General features: G+C 72.0%; 10 protein-coding genes. All 10 read right to left on the bottom strand.

Annotation, left to right across the window (positions count from 1 at the left end; translation table 11 throughout):
• Window positions 1–39: 39 nt before the first annotated feature.
• On the bottom strand, window positions 40–1152 hold the full coding sequence (locus P3L51_RS06455; RefSeq protein ID WP_354604086.1) for a site-2 protease family protein: 1113 nt from the start codon (window positions 1150–1152) through the stop codon (window positions 40–42).
• Window positions 1149–2225 carry a lantibiotic dehydratase C-terminal domain-containing protein gene (locus P3L51_RS06450; RefSeq protein WP_354604085.1) on the bottom strand — a complete coding sequence of 359 codons (1077 nt, stop codon included), beginning with the start codon at window positions 2223–2225 and terminating at the stop codon, window positions 1149–1151. Before P3L51_RS06450 ends, P3L51_RS06455 begins: the two co-directional genes overlap by 4 nt.
• Window positions 2222–5005: a lantibiotic dehydratase gene (locus P3L51_RS06445; protein WP_354604084.1), complete on the bottom strand. Its 2784-nt coding sequence runs from the start codon at window positions 5003–5005 to the stop codon at window positions 2222–2224. Before P3L51_RS06445 ends, P3L51_RS06450 begins: the two co-directional genes overlap by 4 nt.
• A 29-nt stretch (window positions 5006–5034) precedes the next feature.
• Complete coding sequence (locus P3L51_RS06440; protein WP_354604083.1) at window positions 5035–6642, bottom strand: nitroreductase family protein; 1608 nt, start codon at window positions 6640–6642, stop codon at window positions 5035–5037.
• Between the two features lie 14 nt (window positions 6643–6656).
• Window positions 6657–8600 carry a TOMM precursor leader peptide-binding protein gene (locus P3L51_RS06435; RefSeq protein WP_354604125.1) on the bottom strand — a complete coding sequence of 648 codons (1944 nt, stop codon included), beginning with the start codon at window positions 8598–8600 and terminating at the stop codon, window positions 6657–6659.
• A gap of 37 nt (window positions 8601–8637) precedes the next feature.
• The gene (locus P3L51_RS06430; protein WP_354604082.1) at window positions 8638–11046 is read right to left on the bottom strand and encodes a TOMM precursor leader peptide-binding protein; all 2409 of its coding nucleotides are present in this window, start codon (window positions 11044–11046) and stop codon (window positions 8638–8640) included.
• Between the two features lie 6 nt (window positions 11047–11052).
• On the bottom strand, window positions 11053–12864 hold the full coding sequence (locus P3L51_RS06425; protein ID WP_354604081.1) for an AfsR/SARP family transcriptional regulator: 1812 nt from the start codon (window positions 12862–12864) through the stop codon (window positions 11053–11055).
• A 10-nt stretch (window positions 12865–12874) separates the two neighbouring features.
• Complete coding sequence (locus P3L51_RS06420; protein ID WP_354604080.1) at window positions 12875–13066, bottom strand: hypothetical protein; 192 nt, start codon at window positions 13064–13066, stop codon at window positions 12875–12877.
• 239 nt (window positions 13067–13305) lie between these two features.
• A complete protein-coding gene (locus P3L51_RS06415) occupies window positions 13306–15882 on the bottom strand; it encodes an ABC transporter permease (RefSeq protein ID WP_354604079.1) in 2577 nt (858 codons plus the stop codon).
• Window positions 15879–16667 carry an ABC transporter ATP-binding protein gene (locus P3L51_RS06410; RefSeq protein ID WP_354604078.1) on the bottom strand — a complete coding sequence of 263 codons (789 nt, stop codon included), beginning with the start codon at window positions 16665–16667 and terminating at the stop codon, window positions 15879–15881. The genes P3L51_RS06415 and P3L51_RS06410 overlap by 4 nt, the downstream gene beginning before the upstream one ends.
• Window positions 16668–16952 lie beyond the last annotated feature (285 nt).

Genomic DNA, 16952 nt, shown 5'->3' with positions numbered 1-16952 from the left:
GGGTCTCCCTGAAGCGGACGGCGTGCGGGGTGGGGCGGCTCACGTGGCCAGGAGGTGGACGAGCAGCGCGACGACGGCCGCGACGATCCCGGCGAGGACGAGGAGCGAGCCGAGCGTGTAGGTGAGGTAGGCGGTACGGGCCCGGCGCGGGTACGCCTTCGCCGCCGGATCGCGCCGCACGGCGAGGCGCACGTACTCCCGGCTGGACGCGGCGAGTCCGGTCGCGCCGCACAGCTGCGCGACGATCTTGTACCCGTCGAGCGGCGGGAGGGGTACGAGCATGGCCAGCGCCTGCACACTGCCCAGGAGCAGCAGCCCGGCCAGCGCCTCGCCGGTGGCGTCGTCCACCGGGAGGAACAGCCAGGCCGCGCAGAACGGCAGCAGGACGGCCAGATTCATCACGGCGCCCGCGGCGGCTGTCGCGACGCGGTCCCGACGGGTCCGCAGATAGAGGTAGTTGTCGACCGTGCAGTACATGATCACGACGGGCAGGCGCCAGCGCAGTCCGATCTCGGCGACCTGCCCGCCGTAGCGTCTCGCCACCACCCCGTGGGCCAGCTCGTGAAGCGCCGTGCTGAACCAGAGCAGCGCGGCGGCGCCGGCGAGCAGGACCGGGTTGGCGAAGAGGGCCACCGCGCCGTCGACGAGTTCGCCGAGGCGCGCCGCGGCCACGACCTCCATGGCGGTGATCAGCAGGAGCAGCGGGACCATGAAGGGCGCGGCGAGCAGGAAGCCGACGGCGCGGTGGAGCCGTTCGGCCGTCGCGTCGGCGTCGGCGACCAGCGGGAGGGTGCCGCGCAGCAGGGTGCGCGCGGGCTTCGGCGTCACCTCGGCGGGCGGGGCGGTGGGCCCGTCCGCGAGCAGCCCCCGGCTGCCGAGCATGGTCAGCAGCTGCTGCCAGTTGGCGTCGCCGAGGCGCTTGCCGTACTCCGCCGCGTACTGCGCGCCCAGCTCGTCCAGACCGCGTGTGCCGTCCATGCGCGCCATCAGGAAATGTTCCTTGACCCCGACCTCGTACGACTTGCCGCTCCGCGGGTTCTTGACGAGGTGCACGATCCGGGGGCCGAGCAACAGCGCGTCGCTGACCAGCACCTCGGGGCGCAGACACGGCCGGTACCGGTCGGTCGGGACCTGGTCCGTGGGGGCGGTCACGGCGTGGTCACCGCCGCCGCCTCCGCCGGCGCCGGGGCAACGGACTCCCGCAGGGTCCGGCCCAGTACGTGCGACAGATACGCCTCGTCGCGGATGGTGACATGCAGCCGGTTGTTCGTCATATGCATGTACGGGGAGAGCAGCAGCGGCAGCGCGACCGCCGGGTCCGTCACCCGCTCGTCCCGCTCGCCGTCCCAGGACCGGAAGACCAGGTCGCCGTCGAGGGTCAGCTTCCGTGCCCGCTCGTTCAGTTCGGCGCAGTGCTCCGCCCAGCCCGCGAGGAAGCCGGGCAGCCTGCCGGGCTCACCGGCGCCGACGGCGGCCCTGATCCGGGCGAAATGGCTGGTGAGGCCGGGGGCCATCGCCGCGTAGTTCTTGTCGTACTCGACGGTGCCGATGAAGCCGGTGCCCGGGAACGCCGTGTGCCAGAACTCGTAGTAGCTCTCCAGGTAGTCGGTCAGCTCCTGGTCGCCCGGCAGGAACGTCCCCGACATGGCCATCATCAGCTGCGCGGACGTGCCGAGCAGGACCGTCCGCAGATGCAGGTTCTTGGTGCGCAGCGCCTCGATGACGAGATCGCTGGAGTGCCTGAAGTGCCACTCGGCCAGCTCGATCCCGGCGGGGCCGCCGTACTTGCCGTACTCGGGCTCGTACGGTTCGGCGCTGCGCGAGTTGTTGGGGCGCAGATTCATCCGGCCCTGGTCGTCCATGTAGTGGCCGCGCTCGCTGCCGGGGAACTCGATCTCGAACAGCGTGTTGTAGAAGTCGTTGAGGAAGCCGGAGTCGACCTCGTACAGCGCGGGGCGCTCGGCCAGGAAGGCGTCGACGGCCCGCTCGGTGCGGGCGCGCACGGTGGAGGCCACCGCCTCGTCGGCGGGCTTGAGGCGCAGCCGGATGTGGGGGCCTTCGAGCCAGTAGTTCATGAAGAAGTAGTTGTCGATGAGTCCTTCCGCCGTCAGCTCGGCGACCAGCGGACGCACGCACTGGAGCAGGAAGGGCCTGGGGTTGGCGGCGTAGAAGACGTGCGTGGCCTGCCAGTCGCCGGGGACGGCGACGGGTCCGGGGGTGGTCATGAGGCGTCCCTTCGTACGGAGTCGGCGGATACGAGTTCCGCGGGAGTGGTCGGGGCCGGGCCTGCCAGGGTTTCCACGGCCAGCTCGGCGACATGGCGGCCCCGCTCGGACACGGCGTGCAGCCCGTCCTCGTCCGGCAGCATCTCGCGGAACACGACCCGCGCCCCGTCCGTCTTGAGCAGCGCCTCGAACGCGGTGAGCGAGAGCGGGCTGTCGAAGTCCAGATACTGCGGCTTGGCGCCCGTCGCGCCGCGCGCCCCGCTGTCCGACACGGTCACGAAGACCCGGTCGGGCAGCCCGGTCGCGCGCCGGAAGCGGTGCCAGCCGAGGAACCACTCGTCGTCGCCGACGCCCGGCGCGAGCAGCGGCAGTTCGGCGGCGGGCGCGCTCCAACTGCGCCTGCTCAGTACGACGCTGCCGTGCCGCACGCGCGGCCTGCGGGTGACGCCGCCGACCGCCTCGCCCTCCGGCACCCCGCCCCACACGTTGAGCGGGGACATCGAGGTGGGTGACAGGAGCAGCAGGGTGCGGGGCAGTTCGGGCAGGGCGAGCGGTACGAGATAGCCGAGGTAGACGGGGATGACCTCGCGGCCGAGCCGTGTCGAGCGCAGCACCAGGCGGTCGGCGCCGTTGTCGTCGATGGCATGCTCGATGAACAGGTCGTCGAGGTCGATGCGGCAGTCCTCGGGCAGCGTGCCGCTCTCGCCGGGGCAGACGATCTCGTACTCGGTGAGCCGCCCGTGCAGATTGAGATTGCTGGTGACGGGCCCGCCGGTGACCTCGGCGAACACCGCTCCCGGCGGCTGTACCCGGGCCGCGCCCGCCAGCAGGGCGGTGTCGAGTCCTTCGAAGCACTGGGTGAAGCGGCTGAAGGGGAAGGACAGACCGCCGTACGAGCGGTTGAGGACGACCAGTGGGTCATGCCGGCGGTCGGCGAGCTGGATGTGGTGGCTCATCGGCGCGAACTTCGGTGCCGCCGGGGCGAGTTCGGTGGCGATGTCGGTGAGGAGGCCGGTGTCGAGGTCGATCTCGTCGCGGTCGCCCTCCGTGGACCAGAGCGCGCGCATCCGCTCGATGAACATCTGCCGCGCCGTGTCGATCGCCTTGAGCTGCGGCAGTCCGAGCCAGTTCACCTCGGGCACGTACTGCCCGTCGGCGTCGAAGGGCGTACGGCTCGCGGTGAACGTCATGTACTGGTCGAAGAAGTCCTCGTGGAAGTCGTGCACCAGCTTGAGCAGATCGTCGCAGCGCCCGCCCTGCCCGTATCTGGCCAGGAAGTAGCCCTTGAACGTGACGCGTTGGGGGAGCGTCAGATCGAAGGCGGGCAGCACGCTCTCCACCCGGCCGAGCGGCGCGGCCGTCAGCGCGCGCCAGGCACCGAGGTCCATCGTCGTCCCGCGTCCGGCCGCCGCGTCCTCGTACAGCAGGGTCTGCGGCACCCGGGCCTTCTCGGCGCCGAGTTCCGACTGGATGTCCTGGAGGGTGGTCCGGAGCGCGGCGAGCACCTCGCGGCGCTCGGCGGGCTCCGCCCCGGCGAACCGGTCGGTCAGCGCGATCGCCCCGTCCAGGCGCCCGGCCAGCTCCATGGCCCACGGTCGGCCCAGCTCACGCAGGGATCGCTGGAAGGCGCGCAGCGGGTCGGTGTCGTGAACAGCCGTACGCAGTGCGGGTACTTGGACCATGCCCAGGTCCAGCAGGGCGGCGAGATACTGCTCCGCCTCCTCCGCGTCCGCCTGCGCGTCGTCGGCCAGCCACGCCGCCAACTCGCCGTACCGCAGGACCGGGTGCTCCTCGAAGAAGTCGAGCAGCCGCTCCAGCGTGCCGCTGCGGCGCAGGAAGAACAGCCGGTCCTTCACCGCGTCGAAGGTCACGGCCGTGTCGTCGTCGCCGGTGGTGATCCAGCGGCGTACGTATCGCACCCGGTCGTCGTCCCTGCCCCAGCCGGAGGCGGGGGCGACGGGCAGATCCGCGCGGCGTACGGGGTCGGCGATCACGCACTCGGCGAGGCGGCCGAGCGCCACGACGTTGACCCGCGCGTGACCGGTCCACTTCTCGCCGACCCATACCTCGAAGCCGTCCCCGGCCTGTTCGTCCTCGAACTCACCGAGCGCGACCCCGGTGAACGTCGAGAACGGGCTGGTCTTGCAGACGGTGCGGTAGAGGTACGACAGCAGCGACCGCTCGATCTTCCTGCGCCGCTTGTCGGGCCTGGCGTCGTGACTGCCGTCCGCACCCTGCCGGACGAAGCCGTCGATCTGCGCGTCGAGCGTCGGCGAGGCCAGCAGCAGCCCCTTGCGCAGCCGCTCCTCCCCCGCGATCCCACGGAGCGCGGCACGGGCGTCGGCGCTCTCGCCGGCGAGCAACCCGACTCCCCCGGCGCGCAGTTCGGCCAGCTCCCGCCGGTCGAGCAGCCAGCGGGACAGCGCCTCGCCCGTCGCCGCGTCGCGCCCGGCGACCAGCGCGAGGGCGGCGCCGGGCCGTCCGGGCAGCCGGTTGTTGAAGACCTCGCGGCGCAGCTTCAGCAGCGCGCGCCGGTCGGCGGCCTCACCGGGCTCGGCGTCCGCGCCGTCGCCGGTGCGGCCGACGAGGTCGTGCAGCAGATCGCCGACGCGCTCCCCCGCCGCCCGCAGCCGCTCCTCCTCGGCGAGCACGGTCTCCGCCCAGCGGCGGCTCGCCGGGCAGCGCAGAGCGCGCACGGTCTCGATCGGCAGCCCGGCGACGCGCAGCATGAACGCGCGTCTCGGATCCTGGTCGTGCGAGTGGTACGCCTGGTCAGGCATCCCTGTTCCCCTTGGAATAGTTCATCGGCTCAGGCGATCTCGTACCGGAAGTCGGCGGGGGCGGGGCGCTCGTTGCCGACCATCATGATCAGGAGCGGCGCCTCGCCGGTGGCGTCGAGCGCCAACTCCTCGATGTACGACACGTTGTCGAAGCCCAGGGCGACGCCGCAGCCCAGTTCCAGCGCGCTGCACGCGGTGTAGACGGACTGGGCGACGGCGCCGATGGTCGCGTTGACCAGGCGGTAGCCGCGGTCACCGACGGCGTCGAGGACGGCGGAGGTACGGACGGTGGGCACCAGGACGGCGCCCGCCTGCTCCAGGTTGTAGTTGGAGAGGAAGTAGTTGCGCTGAAGGAATTCGCCGGGGCTGCCCGCCTTGACCAGCCGCAGCTCCCGGGCGTCGGGGTCGTACTCGTAGGCGCCCGGTGCCAGGCCGTCGACGTGGTTGACGAAGGCGTACAGCTTCGCGAGCCGCACGCCGTCCTCGGCGCCGGTACCGGTGTCGCCGCCGAGACGTGAGCCCGCGCTGGACGCGGCGAGGCAGGCCGCCAGTTGCTCGCCGGTGACCGGGCGGCTCGCGTCGAAGCGGCCGAAGCTGCTGCGGCGGCGGCGCAGCACGGTCCGTACGTCACCGGGCATCGGCCGTGCGGCGGGCAGCGGCGCGAGCGGCCGGCCCGGGTCGGCCGGGGGCGCGGCGGCCGGGGCGAGCACGCCGGGGGCGGGCCGCTCGGCGGCGTGCGCGGAGGTCGCCGCCTGCATCTTCAGCAGCGCGTCGAAGGTGAAGACCTCGCGCGAGCGCTCGACATCACGGCGCCGTACGGAGACGTCCGCGGGGGTCGCTCCCGTGGTCGCGGCGGCCGAACCGCCGGACTTTCCGGTCCACTTGAGCGGGATGACGGCGAACACGCCCTCCTCCTCGCCCTGTACGCCGAGCAGCTTCTGGAGGCGCGCCTCGTCGAACCACATCGCCGGTTCGACGGACAGCCCGCGCGCCCCCGCCCACATGCGCCACGTCTGCACGGCGGCGCCGAGGTCCATGCTCACGGCGTGGAAGGAGAAGCTGTTGTACTTGAAGGAGTTCTGCCAGTACTTGATGCCCAGGACCAGGTACTGGTCGGTGTCCGCGCCGGGCCCGCCCAGCGACTCGCGCACCTCGCCGGACACGTCTCCGGTGAGCAGGCGCTGCATGGTGTGGTGGCGGGTCGAGTAGTAGTGCACGCCCGGTGTGACGGGGCCGCTCGGCCCGGAGACCCAGTAGACGCTCACGGGGTAGAGACCGCCGCCGGAGGCGGAGCCGCGCGACCAATTGGCGAGCGGGTAGAACGGCAGGGCGCTCAGGTCGGTGTTGGCCTGGACGCCGAGCCGGCGGCCGGTGAGGCCGTACGAGTCGAGGAGCATCCCGGAGAGCGACGTCAGGTCGAACTCCCCCGCGCCCGGTGCGCCGTTGTCGAAGCCGAAGGCGCGGTCCAGGCTCGCGCCCGCCGGGTAGTCGGCGACGGGCAGCGGGAGGCTGTCGACCCCCGGGTAGTACTTCGCCTTGCGCGGCCCGTCGGACCAGTTCGGCACGAAGTCGGCCGGTGGCATCGGGACCCGGCCCCGCTGCATGATCGCGGCGGCGTAGTCATGGGCGTACCCCATGGGTGGTGCTCCTCTCAGGGGAACGGGTGCGGCGCGAGGTTCAGATCGGCGTCGGTCAGGTCGTGTTCGCGCAGGCCCGCCTCGCGCAGGGCGGTGCGCAGCCGGGGCATGCCGAGGGCGCGCTGCCGGGTCCAGCCGAAGTCGATGGGCAGCAGGCCGGGGACGATCACCGAGACCGTCGTCAGGCCCAGATCACGCTGCTCGGGCATGGTCTGGTCGACGACGACCACGTCGAATCCCTTGTCGGTCACGGCGGTGACGCACCGCGTGAGGTCGTCGCGCAGGTCGTCGGAGACGGGCGGCAGGGATCCGTCGCCGTACGCCTCCGTGAGTGAGCGCTTGCGCGGCCGGGGCGCGCCCGGTTCGCCGATCAGGAAGTGGGCGTTGTTCCCCATCTCCGGGATGCCGTAGGCGAGCGGATGGTCGTGCAGCGCGGCGACCTTGTCGTAGTCGGTGGCCATGGCGCGCAGCCGTACCTCGTCCCGCGCGGTGCGGCCCTGGAGGTTCACGGCGTCCGTGGCGATCTCGCAGAGCGCCCCGGACAGCGCGGACTCCGGGTCGAGACCGGCGCCCGCGCCGAAGCACATCCGGCCGGGGCCGCCGTCGGGCCGTACGGCGACACCGGTGATGACCGGGATGGGGAAGCTGATCCGGGTGTCGAAGAACCGGGCCTCGTACCCGTACATCTCCAGGCGGTCGACCATCTGCCGGGTGGCGGGGCGGGTGCTGGTGCGCGGGTCGAGTTCGGGGAGGGCGGCCTTGCCGTACCAGGTGAGGAGGAAGGCGTCGCGTTCCACGACCTCCATGAGGCCGAAGTACACGGCCTCCTCCATACAGCCGCCGGACGCGCAGCCGTTGGAGCTCTCCTGCACGAACCGGTTCTCCAGGCCCGGCGCGTGATAGTACGTCAGCACTTCGGGTACGAGGACGGGCCGGCTGTCGCGGAGCGAGTAGCCCCAGACCCAGGGGAGTTCACGGTCGGGGTGGAAGGGCGTGACGCGCGGGTTGGCGCGGTGGAACTCCTCGGAGTACAGGCCGACTTCGCGCGGGTCCAGGGTGTGCTCCCCGGCCGCCCGCAGCCCGTTGAGCGAGCCGAGAACGCCTGCCGTCTTGGCGCGCGAGCGCATCCCGGCGTACCGCTCCAGTCCCTCCAGCACACCGATGCGCACGCTCTGCGCGAACGTGTCGGCGTGGCCGCCCCAGAACGTCTCGCGCAGATAGTCGCCGGAGCGCATCGAGAAGCACCCGATGGTCGCCGAGGTGGACGCGGAGGAGATGTCCTGCACGACGGAGGGTCCCAGGGACCCGCAGACGGGGTTGGCGTACGGCTCCACGGGCAGTTCGTACGCGCTGATGTCCCGGAGCCGGAAGCTGCCCGGCTTGTGCTTGGGCGCGGGGTTCAGGGTGAGGACCGCCGCCTCGGGAGTGTCCTCCTCGCCGCGTCCGCAGCGGGGGCACTCGGGGTCCGGTACGAGCGGGTAGTGCCGTACCTGAAGGGTCTCCAGATCCACGAGGTGGACCGCCGGGAAGGAGCCGGTCGACGGCCCCTGCCCGGCGAGGCGGGCCGCGACGATCCCGGCGAGGGCGTCGGCGGTGAACGGGGTGATGTACGGCGACTCCCCGGCGGCCCTGGTGCCGGAGCCCAGTTCGAGGGCCTCGCGCAGCGCGACGGAGCGCACGCCCTGCCAACGGCGGGCGAGACAGCGGGCGCAGGGGCGGTGGGTGGCCGCACGGTCGGTGTTGTCGGGGTTGGCGGCACCGTCGGCGTTGGCGGTGCTGTCGGTGTTGGCGGCGGGGAACGGTCCGACGACGGCGTGGCGGCCGTAGAACCGTACGGGCACGCCGTCCCGCCGCGCCTCGTCACCCTCGCCCTCCTGCGCGAAGGCGTCGCGGACGCCGAGCGGCGCGACGTCCAGCGCGGGGGCGGGGACGGCCGCCGCGTCGAAGCTGCGGCGCATCAGCGTGGCGAGGTCGCGGGCGGACCGCTCCCAGGGCTCAGCCTGCATCGGGCGCACCCTCCACGCCGGTGGTGAGCAGGACGCGTGCCGTGCTGATGCCGCCGGCGGGCAGGTCGGCCGGGGTGGTGGCGACGTACAGCACGTCCCGCCCGGCCGCGCCCAGCCGGTCGAGGACCGCGTCGAACGTGGTGGCGGTCGCGTCGGCGGCGACCGGTTCGGCAGTCAGCAGGACGGTGGCGGCGGCGAGTTCACCCATCAGCGGGTCGCCGGTGTCGACGGTGGAGTCCGGGTCCTCGGTGTCGAGCTGCACCTGGCCGATGAGGTCGCGCAGCGCGGCGCACGCGGCGGCGGTCCGGGAGAGCCCGGCGGCGACGGCCCAGCGGCCCCGCCCTTCGGATCCGGCTCCCGGTCCGACGCCGTCCACTCCGCCCGTCTCACGGGCCAGGACGACATGGGCGCCGGAGTGGTCCTGCTCGCCGAGGTCGACGAGTTCGGCCCGTATCCCCACGTTCGGGACGGACTTGAGCAGGAACACCAGCTCCGGGTCGGCGTCCGGCTCCCCGGCCGCCGGGGAGGTGACGAGCGCGCCGGGCGCCTCGCCGCGTACCGCCCGCAGCAGCGCGCCGTGGGCGAGCGCCGACAGCAGACCGCGGCCCGCCGCCTCCTGCGGGCTGGGACCCGCGCCCGCGCCGGCGGTGGTCGCCTGGTGCAGGCGCTCGGCGTTGTACGGGCCGAACGGCCGTACGGCGGCGGCCGGTACCCGTACGGGCTCCTTGGTGAGCAGCGAGGTCGCGGTGAGCCAGGCGCCGACCGTCTCGACGCCCGCGCCGGTGCCACTGCCCGTGGTCAGGCTGTCGGGGGCGAGCGCGGCGGCCCCGGGCGGGCCGGTCTCGGGGGTCACGGGCACGACGTGCTCGACGTACGTCTCGGCCGCCGCGTACAGCGCGCGCAGCCGGGCACCCGCCAGGTGGTGCACGTCGAATGCGGCGATCCGCCTGCGCGGTCCGTGGCCGACGGCCAGTTCGACCCGGCTGATCTTGAGCGGGGTCTGGGTGAGGCTCTCGTCCTCGTACCGGCTGAAGATGCCGGTGAAGGGGCGCACCAGCGCCGTACTGATCCGGTTGAGCCCTTCGACCAGGGCCTCCGCCTCACCCGCGCCCTCCACGGTCGGGGTGACGGGGAGGGTCGGCCCGCCGGGGAGGGTGGGGCGTTCGGCCGCGGTGGCGGGCGCGCACAGCGCGCAGCGTGGGTGGGGCTGGACGGGCTCGGCCATGACGTCGAGCGATTCGAGGTCCTGGACGAGGACCTGTCCGTCGGTCTCGGCGGGCAGCACGCCGGTGGTGAGGCGGAAGATCTCGTAACCGAGGAGGTTGCCGGACATCGCGGCGACGGGGCCGGTCAGCGGGGAGCGTCCCGCGGCACGGGCGGTGGCTCCGCCCGCGACCTCGCTCCAGATGTCGGCGGCGGTCCCGGCGTCGGTGTTGCCACCGAGGCGCAGCACCGCGCAGGACCAGCAGCCGGTCGAACCCGCCTTGCTGAGCGGCCCGGTGACCGACCTGCGGCCGAACGTCCAGGCGGGGATGAGGGTGGTGCCCTCCGGCACACCCGCCGAGAGCAGGGCGTGGGTGCGGGCGGAGGCGTCGGCGCCGGTCACGACGACGATGTCGTAGCCGTCCAGTGCGGTCCAGTCGGGGTCGGCGGCCAGGCTGTCGACGGTCACCGGGCAGTCCTGGGCGGCCAGTTCGGCGATCTCGGCCAGCAGGGTCCGGTCGCTGTCCGCGTCGCCCTCGACGGCGAGGCGGGCTCCGCCGTTGCGGACGAGGCTGAGCGCGCACCAGCGGGCGACGGGCCCGGTGCCGAGGATCGCGACGCGGGTGGTGCGGTAGCGGCGGAAGCGGGCGAGGGCGCCGTCCGCGTAGTGGTCGGCGTACGCGATCTGGGCGGCGAATCGGGTGGTGACCGCGTCGGTCAGGACGTCGGGGAGGTCGTCGGGGACGGGGGCGGCGGAGGTCTCGGGGGTTCCGGAGGTGGCGGTCCCGGAGGTGGCGGTCCCGGAGGTGGCGGTCTCGTCCTCGGGGATGTCACGGGCGAAGCCGCGCTCGTACAGCGTCTTGACCAGCTCGGCGGCCATGGCCTGCTGAGCGGGGCCGAAACCCTGGCAGATGTCGGCGAGCCGGTGGTGGCCGGCGAGGTGCGGCACCATCAGCGAGGCGAAGCGGTAGGCGGTGCGGCCGGTGAGGTGGAAGCCTCCGTCGGCGTTGTGGAAGAGGACCCCGCCGGGCGTCTCGGTGAAGAGCACGTCCCGGCGGACTCGGGGCCTGGTGCCGGCCAGGGCGTCGAAGGCGGACACGGCGGTCTCGGCGGCCGCGGCCGTCACTTCAACCGCCGCTCCCTGAACCACCGGAGGCGCGACGGCCGTCGGAGTCGCTGTCGCTTCTGCAGCCATGGGGATTCACACCTTCTGTATCGGTCGGGATCGATACGGCGCGGTTCTGCGCGCGTACACACGGAGCAGTTCATGCACCCGGTACGGGCCGGGCGGCCCTTCTTCCAGCAGTCCGGCGTCGGCGAGCCGGTCCAGTACGTCGTCCGCCTCGACGGGGGACATCCCGAGTACGCGCACGCTGTCCTCGGCCGTGAAGTGGTCGGGGATCTGCGCGGCGACCTTCAGGAAGGCGTCGGCGAGCCGGGGGTCGAGCCGGTCGAGCGCCCCGCCGAGCACGCGGTGCACCGACAACTCGGGCGAGTCGGCGAGCGAGAGCCGCGCCAGCGGGTCCTCCGCCAGCCAGCTCACGGAGTCCGCCAGCCGCAGCGCCGGCCGGGTGAGCAGCCGGGCCGACATGATGCGCAGGGCGAGCGGATGGTGACCGCACGCCTCGGCGAGCCGGCGGGCCGCCTCCGGCTCCGCCCCGACGCGTTCGGCACCGAGTACGGCGAGCAGCAGCGCGTACGACTCCTCCTCGGCGAAGGTGCCGAGCCGCAGCACCCAGCCGCCGTGGGTGGCGACGAGACCCGCGAGGCCGCGCCGGCTGGTGACGATCGCCGCGCCGTCGGCGCCGGCCGGCAGCAGCGGCCTGACCTGGTCGGCGTCGACCACGTCGTCCAGCACGAGCAGTGCGCGTTCACCGCGTACCTGCTCGCGCAGGGCGGCGGCCACCTCGGCCGCCGCGTCGCCGGGGCTGCGGGGCGCACCGTCCGGGCCGACCATCCGCACCATGAACAGCCCCGCGGGGAAGGCGTCCTTGACCTGGTGGGCGAGGTGCCGGGCCAGCGCGGACTTCCCGATACCGGGGGCCCCGGACACCAGGAGGGTGACCGGGTCGTGGCCGGGCGCGGTCAGCCGCTCCAGCAGCGCGGCGGTCTCGGCGGCGCGCCCGGTGAAGGAGTGCACGGCCGCGACCGGCCCCACCATCGCCGTCGGCGGCGCGGCCCGGTTCGTGGCGACGGCGGAGGCGACGGGGTGCTGCCGCTCGCCGCCGCCGGGGAGGTACGCGGGACCGGCGGGGTGCCGGTCGTCGGCGGGCCCCAGGTTCTCGCCGCGCAGGATGGCCATCTCCAGCCGGCGCAGCGCGGGCGAGGGGTCCACGCCCAACTCGTCGTGCAAATAGTCCTTGACCAGCCGGTACTCGGCGAGCGCCTCGGTCTGTCGGCCCGTGCGGTACAGCGCCTCGATGAGCTGTTCACGGAACCGCTCGTGTCCGGGGTGGGCCCGGCTGGCGCTCCACAGCTCCACCAGCGCCTCGCCGCAACGGCCGAGCCGCAGCTTGAGGTCGCAGGCGCGCTCCAGGATCCGCAGCCGCTCCTCGACGAGCCGGGGTACTTCGTCGCGGTGCAGCACGTCGGAGCGGACATTGGCCAGGACGGAGCCCTCCCACAGCGACAACGCCCCTTTGAGCACGTGCAGTTCACTCTCCGGGTCGGCGCTCTCCGCGGCACGCCGTACCTCGTCCCGGAAACCGATCAGGTCGAGATGCCGGGGCCCGGCCGTGATCCGGTAGCCACCGGGCACGGCCTCGATGGGGGTCTCGGTCACCCCGTGCTTGGTGAACAGCCGGCGCAGCCGCAGCACACACGTCTGGAGCGCGGCCCGGGAGGTGGCGGGCTGTTCCTCGCCCCACATGGTCCGCTGCAAGTAGTCGGCGGAGACGACTGAGTTCGCATGCAGGAGCAGTGAGGCGAGGAGAATGGTGGGTTTGGACGGCTGGAGGACGACGGTGTCGGAGCCGTCCGTGATGCTGAGCGGCCCGAGGAGCTGAAACCGCACCGGCTACGCCTCAGTCCCAGCCGTTGACAAGCTTGCTCATGCTCACGCCGTCACCGGCGGACGGCGCGGAGGCGGAGGCGGTCCCCGCGGACAGGGTCAGTGCGGCCGTACAGACACCAAGGGCGAGGGCGGTACGTGCGGTACGCGCGGTGCGCGAACGGGCCGTGATCTTCTTGGAGTTGCAGTGCGGTACACCGAGCACAATTCCCCCTGTTGAATCGTTCCGTCGGACCGGATCGCTTCCGGTGGGACGACGATGACAGCGGGTGTCTCGAAATGGGGGGCCGAGACTTGTCAGCTTGCTGCATCTACGCGCGCAGCTTGTTGTCAGCACCTCCCTGACCAGGGAGAACGAAATCGGCCCCGATGAGCGTGAAGGACGCCCACCGGAGCCGAAAACCTACGTTGGCCAACTACCGGCCATCACTCGCCGGACGGGAACTAGTCCGTGGCGATGGCGTTCAGGACGTTCATCCGCCCGGCCCGGAACGCCGGGACGAGCGCGGCGAACAGTCCCACGAAGGCCGAGGCCACGAACACCCCGATGATGGTCGGCCACGGGATCTCCAGGACCCCCAGGCCCTCCAGGGCGAGGAGTTGCTGTGCCGCCGTGCCCCAGCCCATGCCCAGACCGAGGCCCAGCAGTGCTCCGAAGAGGGCGATGACCACCGACTCCAGGCGGATCATGCGGCGCAGTTGACGGCGCGACAGACCGATGGCCCGCAGCAGTCCGATCTCCCTCGTCCGCTCGACGACCGACAGCGCGAGGGTGTTCACCACTCCCAGCACCGCGACGATGATCGCCAGTCCGAGCAGGCCGTAGACGATGTTGAGCAGCTGGCCGATCTGGTCCTTCAGATCCTGCTTGAAGTCCGTCTGGTCCTGGACCTTGTACTGCGGGTACGCGGCGAGCGCGTCCTTCAGCGCCGCGTACGCCTCCTTCTCCTTGCCGTCGTCGGCCGCCGCGAACATGAGGATGTTCTTCGGCACCTTCTCCGCCGGCAGATACCGCTCGGCGGTCTCGATGGAGGTGTACTTGGCGCCCTTGTCCACCGACACGTCGTCGGAGGTGATCGCCGCGACCTTGAGCCTGGCGCTCTCACCACCCTTGAAGGCGACGGTCAGTTCGTCCCCGACCTTGACGCCGTGCTCCTCGGCGAAGGTGTCGCCGACGGACATCGAGTCCTTGCCGTACGCGGCGGACAGCTCACCGGCGACGGTCTCGCGGCGCAGATCCCGCGCGTAGGTCGGGTCGGCCGCCGCCAGGTCCTCGCTGACGGTCTTCCCGTCGGGCGTGGTCAGCTTGGTCTCGACCATCTTGTACTCGGTGACATGCGCGATACCGGGTGCCTTCTCCAGCGCCTTCTGGGCCTGCGGCACGATCGGCTGACCGGTGTCCGACTGGATGATGAAGTCCGCGCCGACCGTCTTGTCCAGCTCGTCCGTCGCCGAGGCGACCATCGACGAACCGACCACCGACAGGCACGCCACCAGGGCCAGGCCGATCATCAGGGCCGCGCCCGTGGCTCCCGTACGCCGCGGGTTGCGCAGCGCGTTGCGCTCGGCCATCCGGCCGACGGGACCGAAGGCCCGCAGCACGACCGCGCTCAGGATCCTGACGAAGAAACCGGCGAGCAGCGGGCCGATGACGACGAAGCCGATGAGGGTCAACACGACGCCCAGGCCGAGGAAGAGGGAGCCCTCGCCCGCCTTCTCGGCCCCGGTGGAGACGAGGAGCGCGGCGACGCCACCGGCGGTGAGGAGCAGGCCGATCGCGCCCCGGATCCGTCCGGCGCGGCCGTCGGCCGGCGTACCGGCGTCACGCAGCGCCGCCATCGGCGAGATCTTCCCGGCCCTGCGGGCCGGTATGTACGCGGCGAGGACGGTGACGATCACCCCGAGCGCCAGTCCGATCGCGGGGGTCGTCCACTTCACGGTGAGGTCCTGGGTGGACAGCTCCATGCCCATGGACGACATCAGTTCCATCAGGCCGACGGCCAGTCCGACGCCCGCGGCGACGCCGGCGACGGAGCCGACGATGCCGAGCAGGACGGCCTCCAGCAGCACGGAGCGGTTGACCTGCTTACGGCTGGACCCGATGGCCCGCATCAGGCCGATCTCCCGGGTCCGCTGGGCGACCAGCATGGAGAAGGTGTTGACGATCAGGAAGATGCCGACGAGGAAGGCGATCCCGGCGAAGCCGAGCATCGCGTACTTCATCACGTCCAGGAACGAGCCGACGCTGTCCCTGTTCGAGTCCGCCATCTCCTTCTGCGTCTGGAGCTTGTACGTGCCCCCGAGCGACCCCGCGAGGTCCGCCTTCAGCCGGGCGTCGCTCACCCCCTGGTCGGCCACGACGTTGATCTGCGTGAACACACCGGTCTCACCGAGGAGTCCGCGCTGGGCGGTCGCGGTGTCGAAGTAGACGATGGCGGCGCCCGGGTTGGTCACCTTGAAGGTGGCGATACCGGCGATCTTCGCCTTGAGGTCTCCGGTGACCACGATGGTGCGCAGTTCGTCGCCGAGCTTCAGGTCGTGCTTGTCCGCGGTGTCGGCGTCGACCATGACCTCGGTGGGACCGCGCGGGGCGTGGCCGGAGGTGATCTCCATCGACTTGAGGTCGTTGTCGGTCCAGTTGCCCGCGATCGTCGGGGCGCCGCTGGACGCTCCCACGTTCTTGTTCTCGGCGTCGACGACGGTGACGCTCATGCTGCTGACCGCGCCCTCGGCGGACTTCACGCCCGGCGACTTCTCGACGCGGCCGACGACGGAGGCCGGCAGCGACTCGGGCTTGCCGGTCTGTGACGGCGTCTCGTCGGCCGCGGCCGCGCCCTTGGGACTGACGGTGACGTCGGACGACGTCGCGGCGAAGAGCTTGTCGAACGTGGTGTTCATGGTGTCGGTGAAGACGAGCGTCCCGGAGACGAACGCCACCGACAGCAGGACGGCGACGGCGGAGAGCGCCATGCGTCCCTTGTGCGCGAGGAAGTTGCGCAGGGAGGTCTTGACGACGGTCACGACGTCCGCCCCCGCGCGTCGAAGTTCTTCATGCGGTCGAGGACCTGCTCGGCGGTCGGGTCGCGCATCTCGTCGACGATCCGGCCGTCGGCGAGATACAGCACCCGGTCCGCGTAGGACGCGGCGACCGGGTCGTGCGTGACCATGACCATGGTCTGCCCCAGCTCGTCCACGGACCTGCGCAGGAAGCTCAGCACTTCGGCGCCGGCCCGCGAGTCCAGGTTTCCGGTCGGCTCGTCACCGAAGATGATCTCGGGCCGGGCGGCGAGCGCGCGGGCGACGGCCACACGCTGCTGCTGACCGCCGGACAGCTGGGTGGGCCGGTGCTTGAGCCGGCCGGCGAGACCGACGGTCTCCACGACCCGGTCGAGCCACTGCCGGTCGGGCTTGCGGCCCGCTATGTCCATGGGGAGCGTGATGTTCTCCAGGGCGTTGAGCGTCGGCAGCAGGTTGTAGGCCTGGAAGATGAAGCCGATCCGGTCCCTGCGCAGCTGCGTGAGCTTCTTGTCCTTGAGCTTCGTGATCTCGGTCTCGTCGAGATAGATCTCCCCCGACGACACGGTGTCGAGCCCGGCGAGGCAGTGCATCAGCGTCGACTTGCCGGAGCCCGACGGGCCCATGATCGCGGTGAACTGCCCGCGGGCGATGTCCACATCGACATGGTCGAGCGCGACGATCCGGGTCTCCCCCGAGCCGTAGGCCTTGACGACCTGCCGCGCTCGCGCGGCGACGGCCAAACGCCCTCCCGTTCCCCCGTGCTTGGGGATGGTTACAGCCGTTGTCACGGTAAGTCTCCTAAGTCCGTTGATATTCAGGCGTCGTGAGGCACGGTGCGCGCCTCGCGCTGTGTGGCGGTGTGGTGGTGGTTCGGCGGTGGCGGTGCGGTGGTGCGGTGGTGGTGCGGCCCGGTGCGGTCCGGTTCGGCCCGGTGTGCGGCGTGGGGGCCTGGCCGGTTCCCACCTGATTCTGCGCGTCCGAGGCCCCCCGGCGCGCTGGGGAAAATCGCACACTTCCCCTGTGGTTTTCCTCAGGATTTCCGGGGGCTAGCCCCCCCTCGGGCCCAGCCCCCC

It is taken from the genome of Streptomyces panacea, from assembly GCF_040560175.1.
GTDB lineage: Bacteria > Actinomycetota > Actinomycetes > Streptomycetales > Streptomycetaceae > Streptomyces > Streptomyces panacea.
The sequence above is the reverse complement of the archived record's forward strand: the minus strand, read 5'-3'. Positions and strand labels throughout refer to the sequence as shown.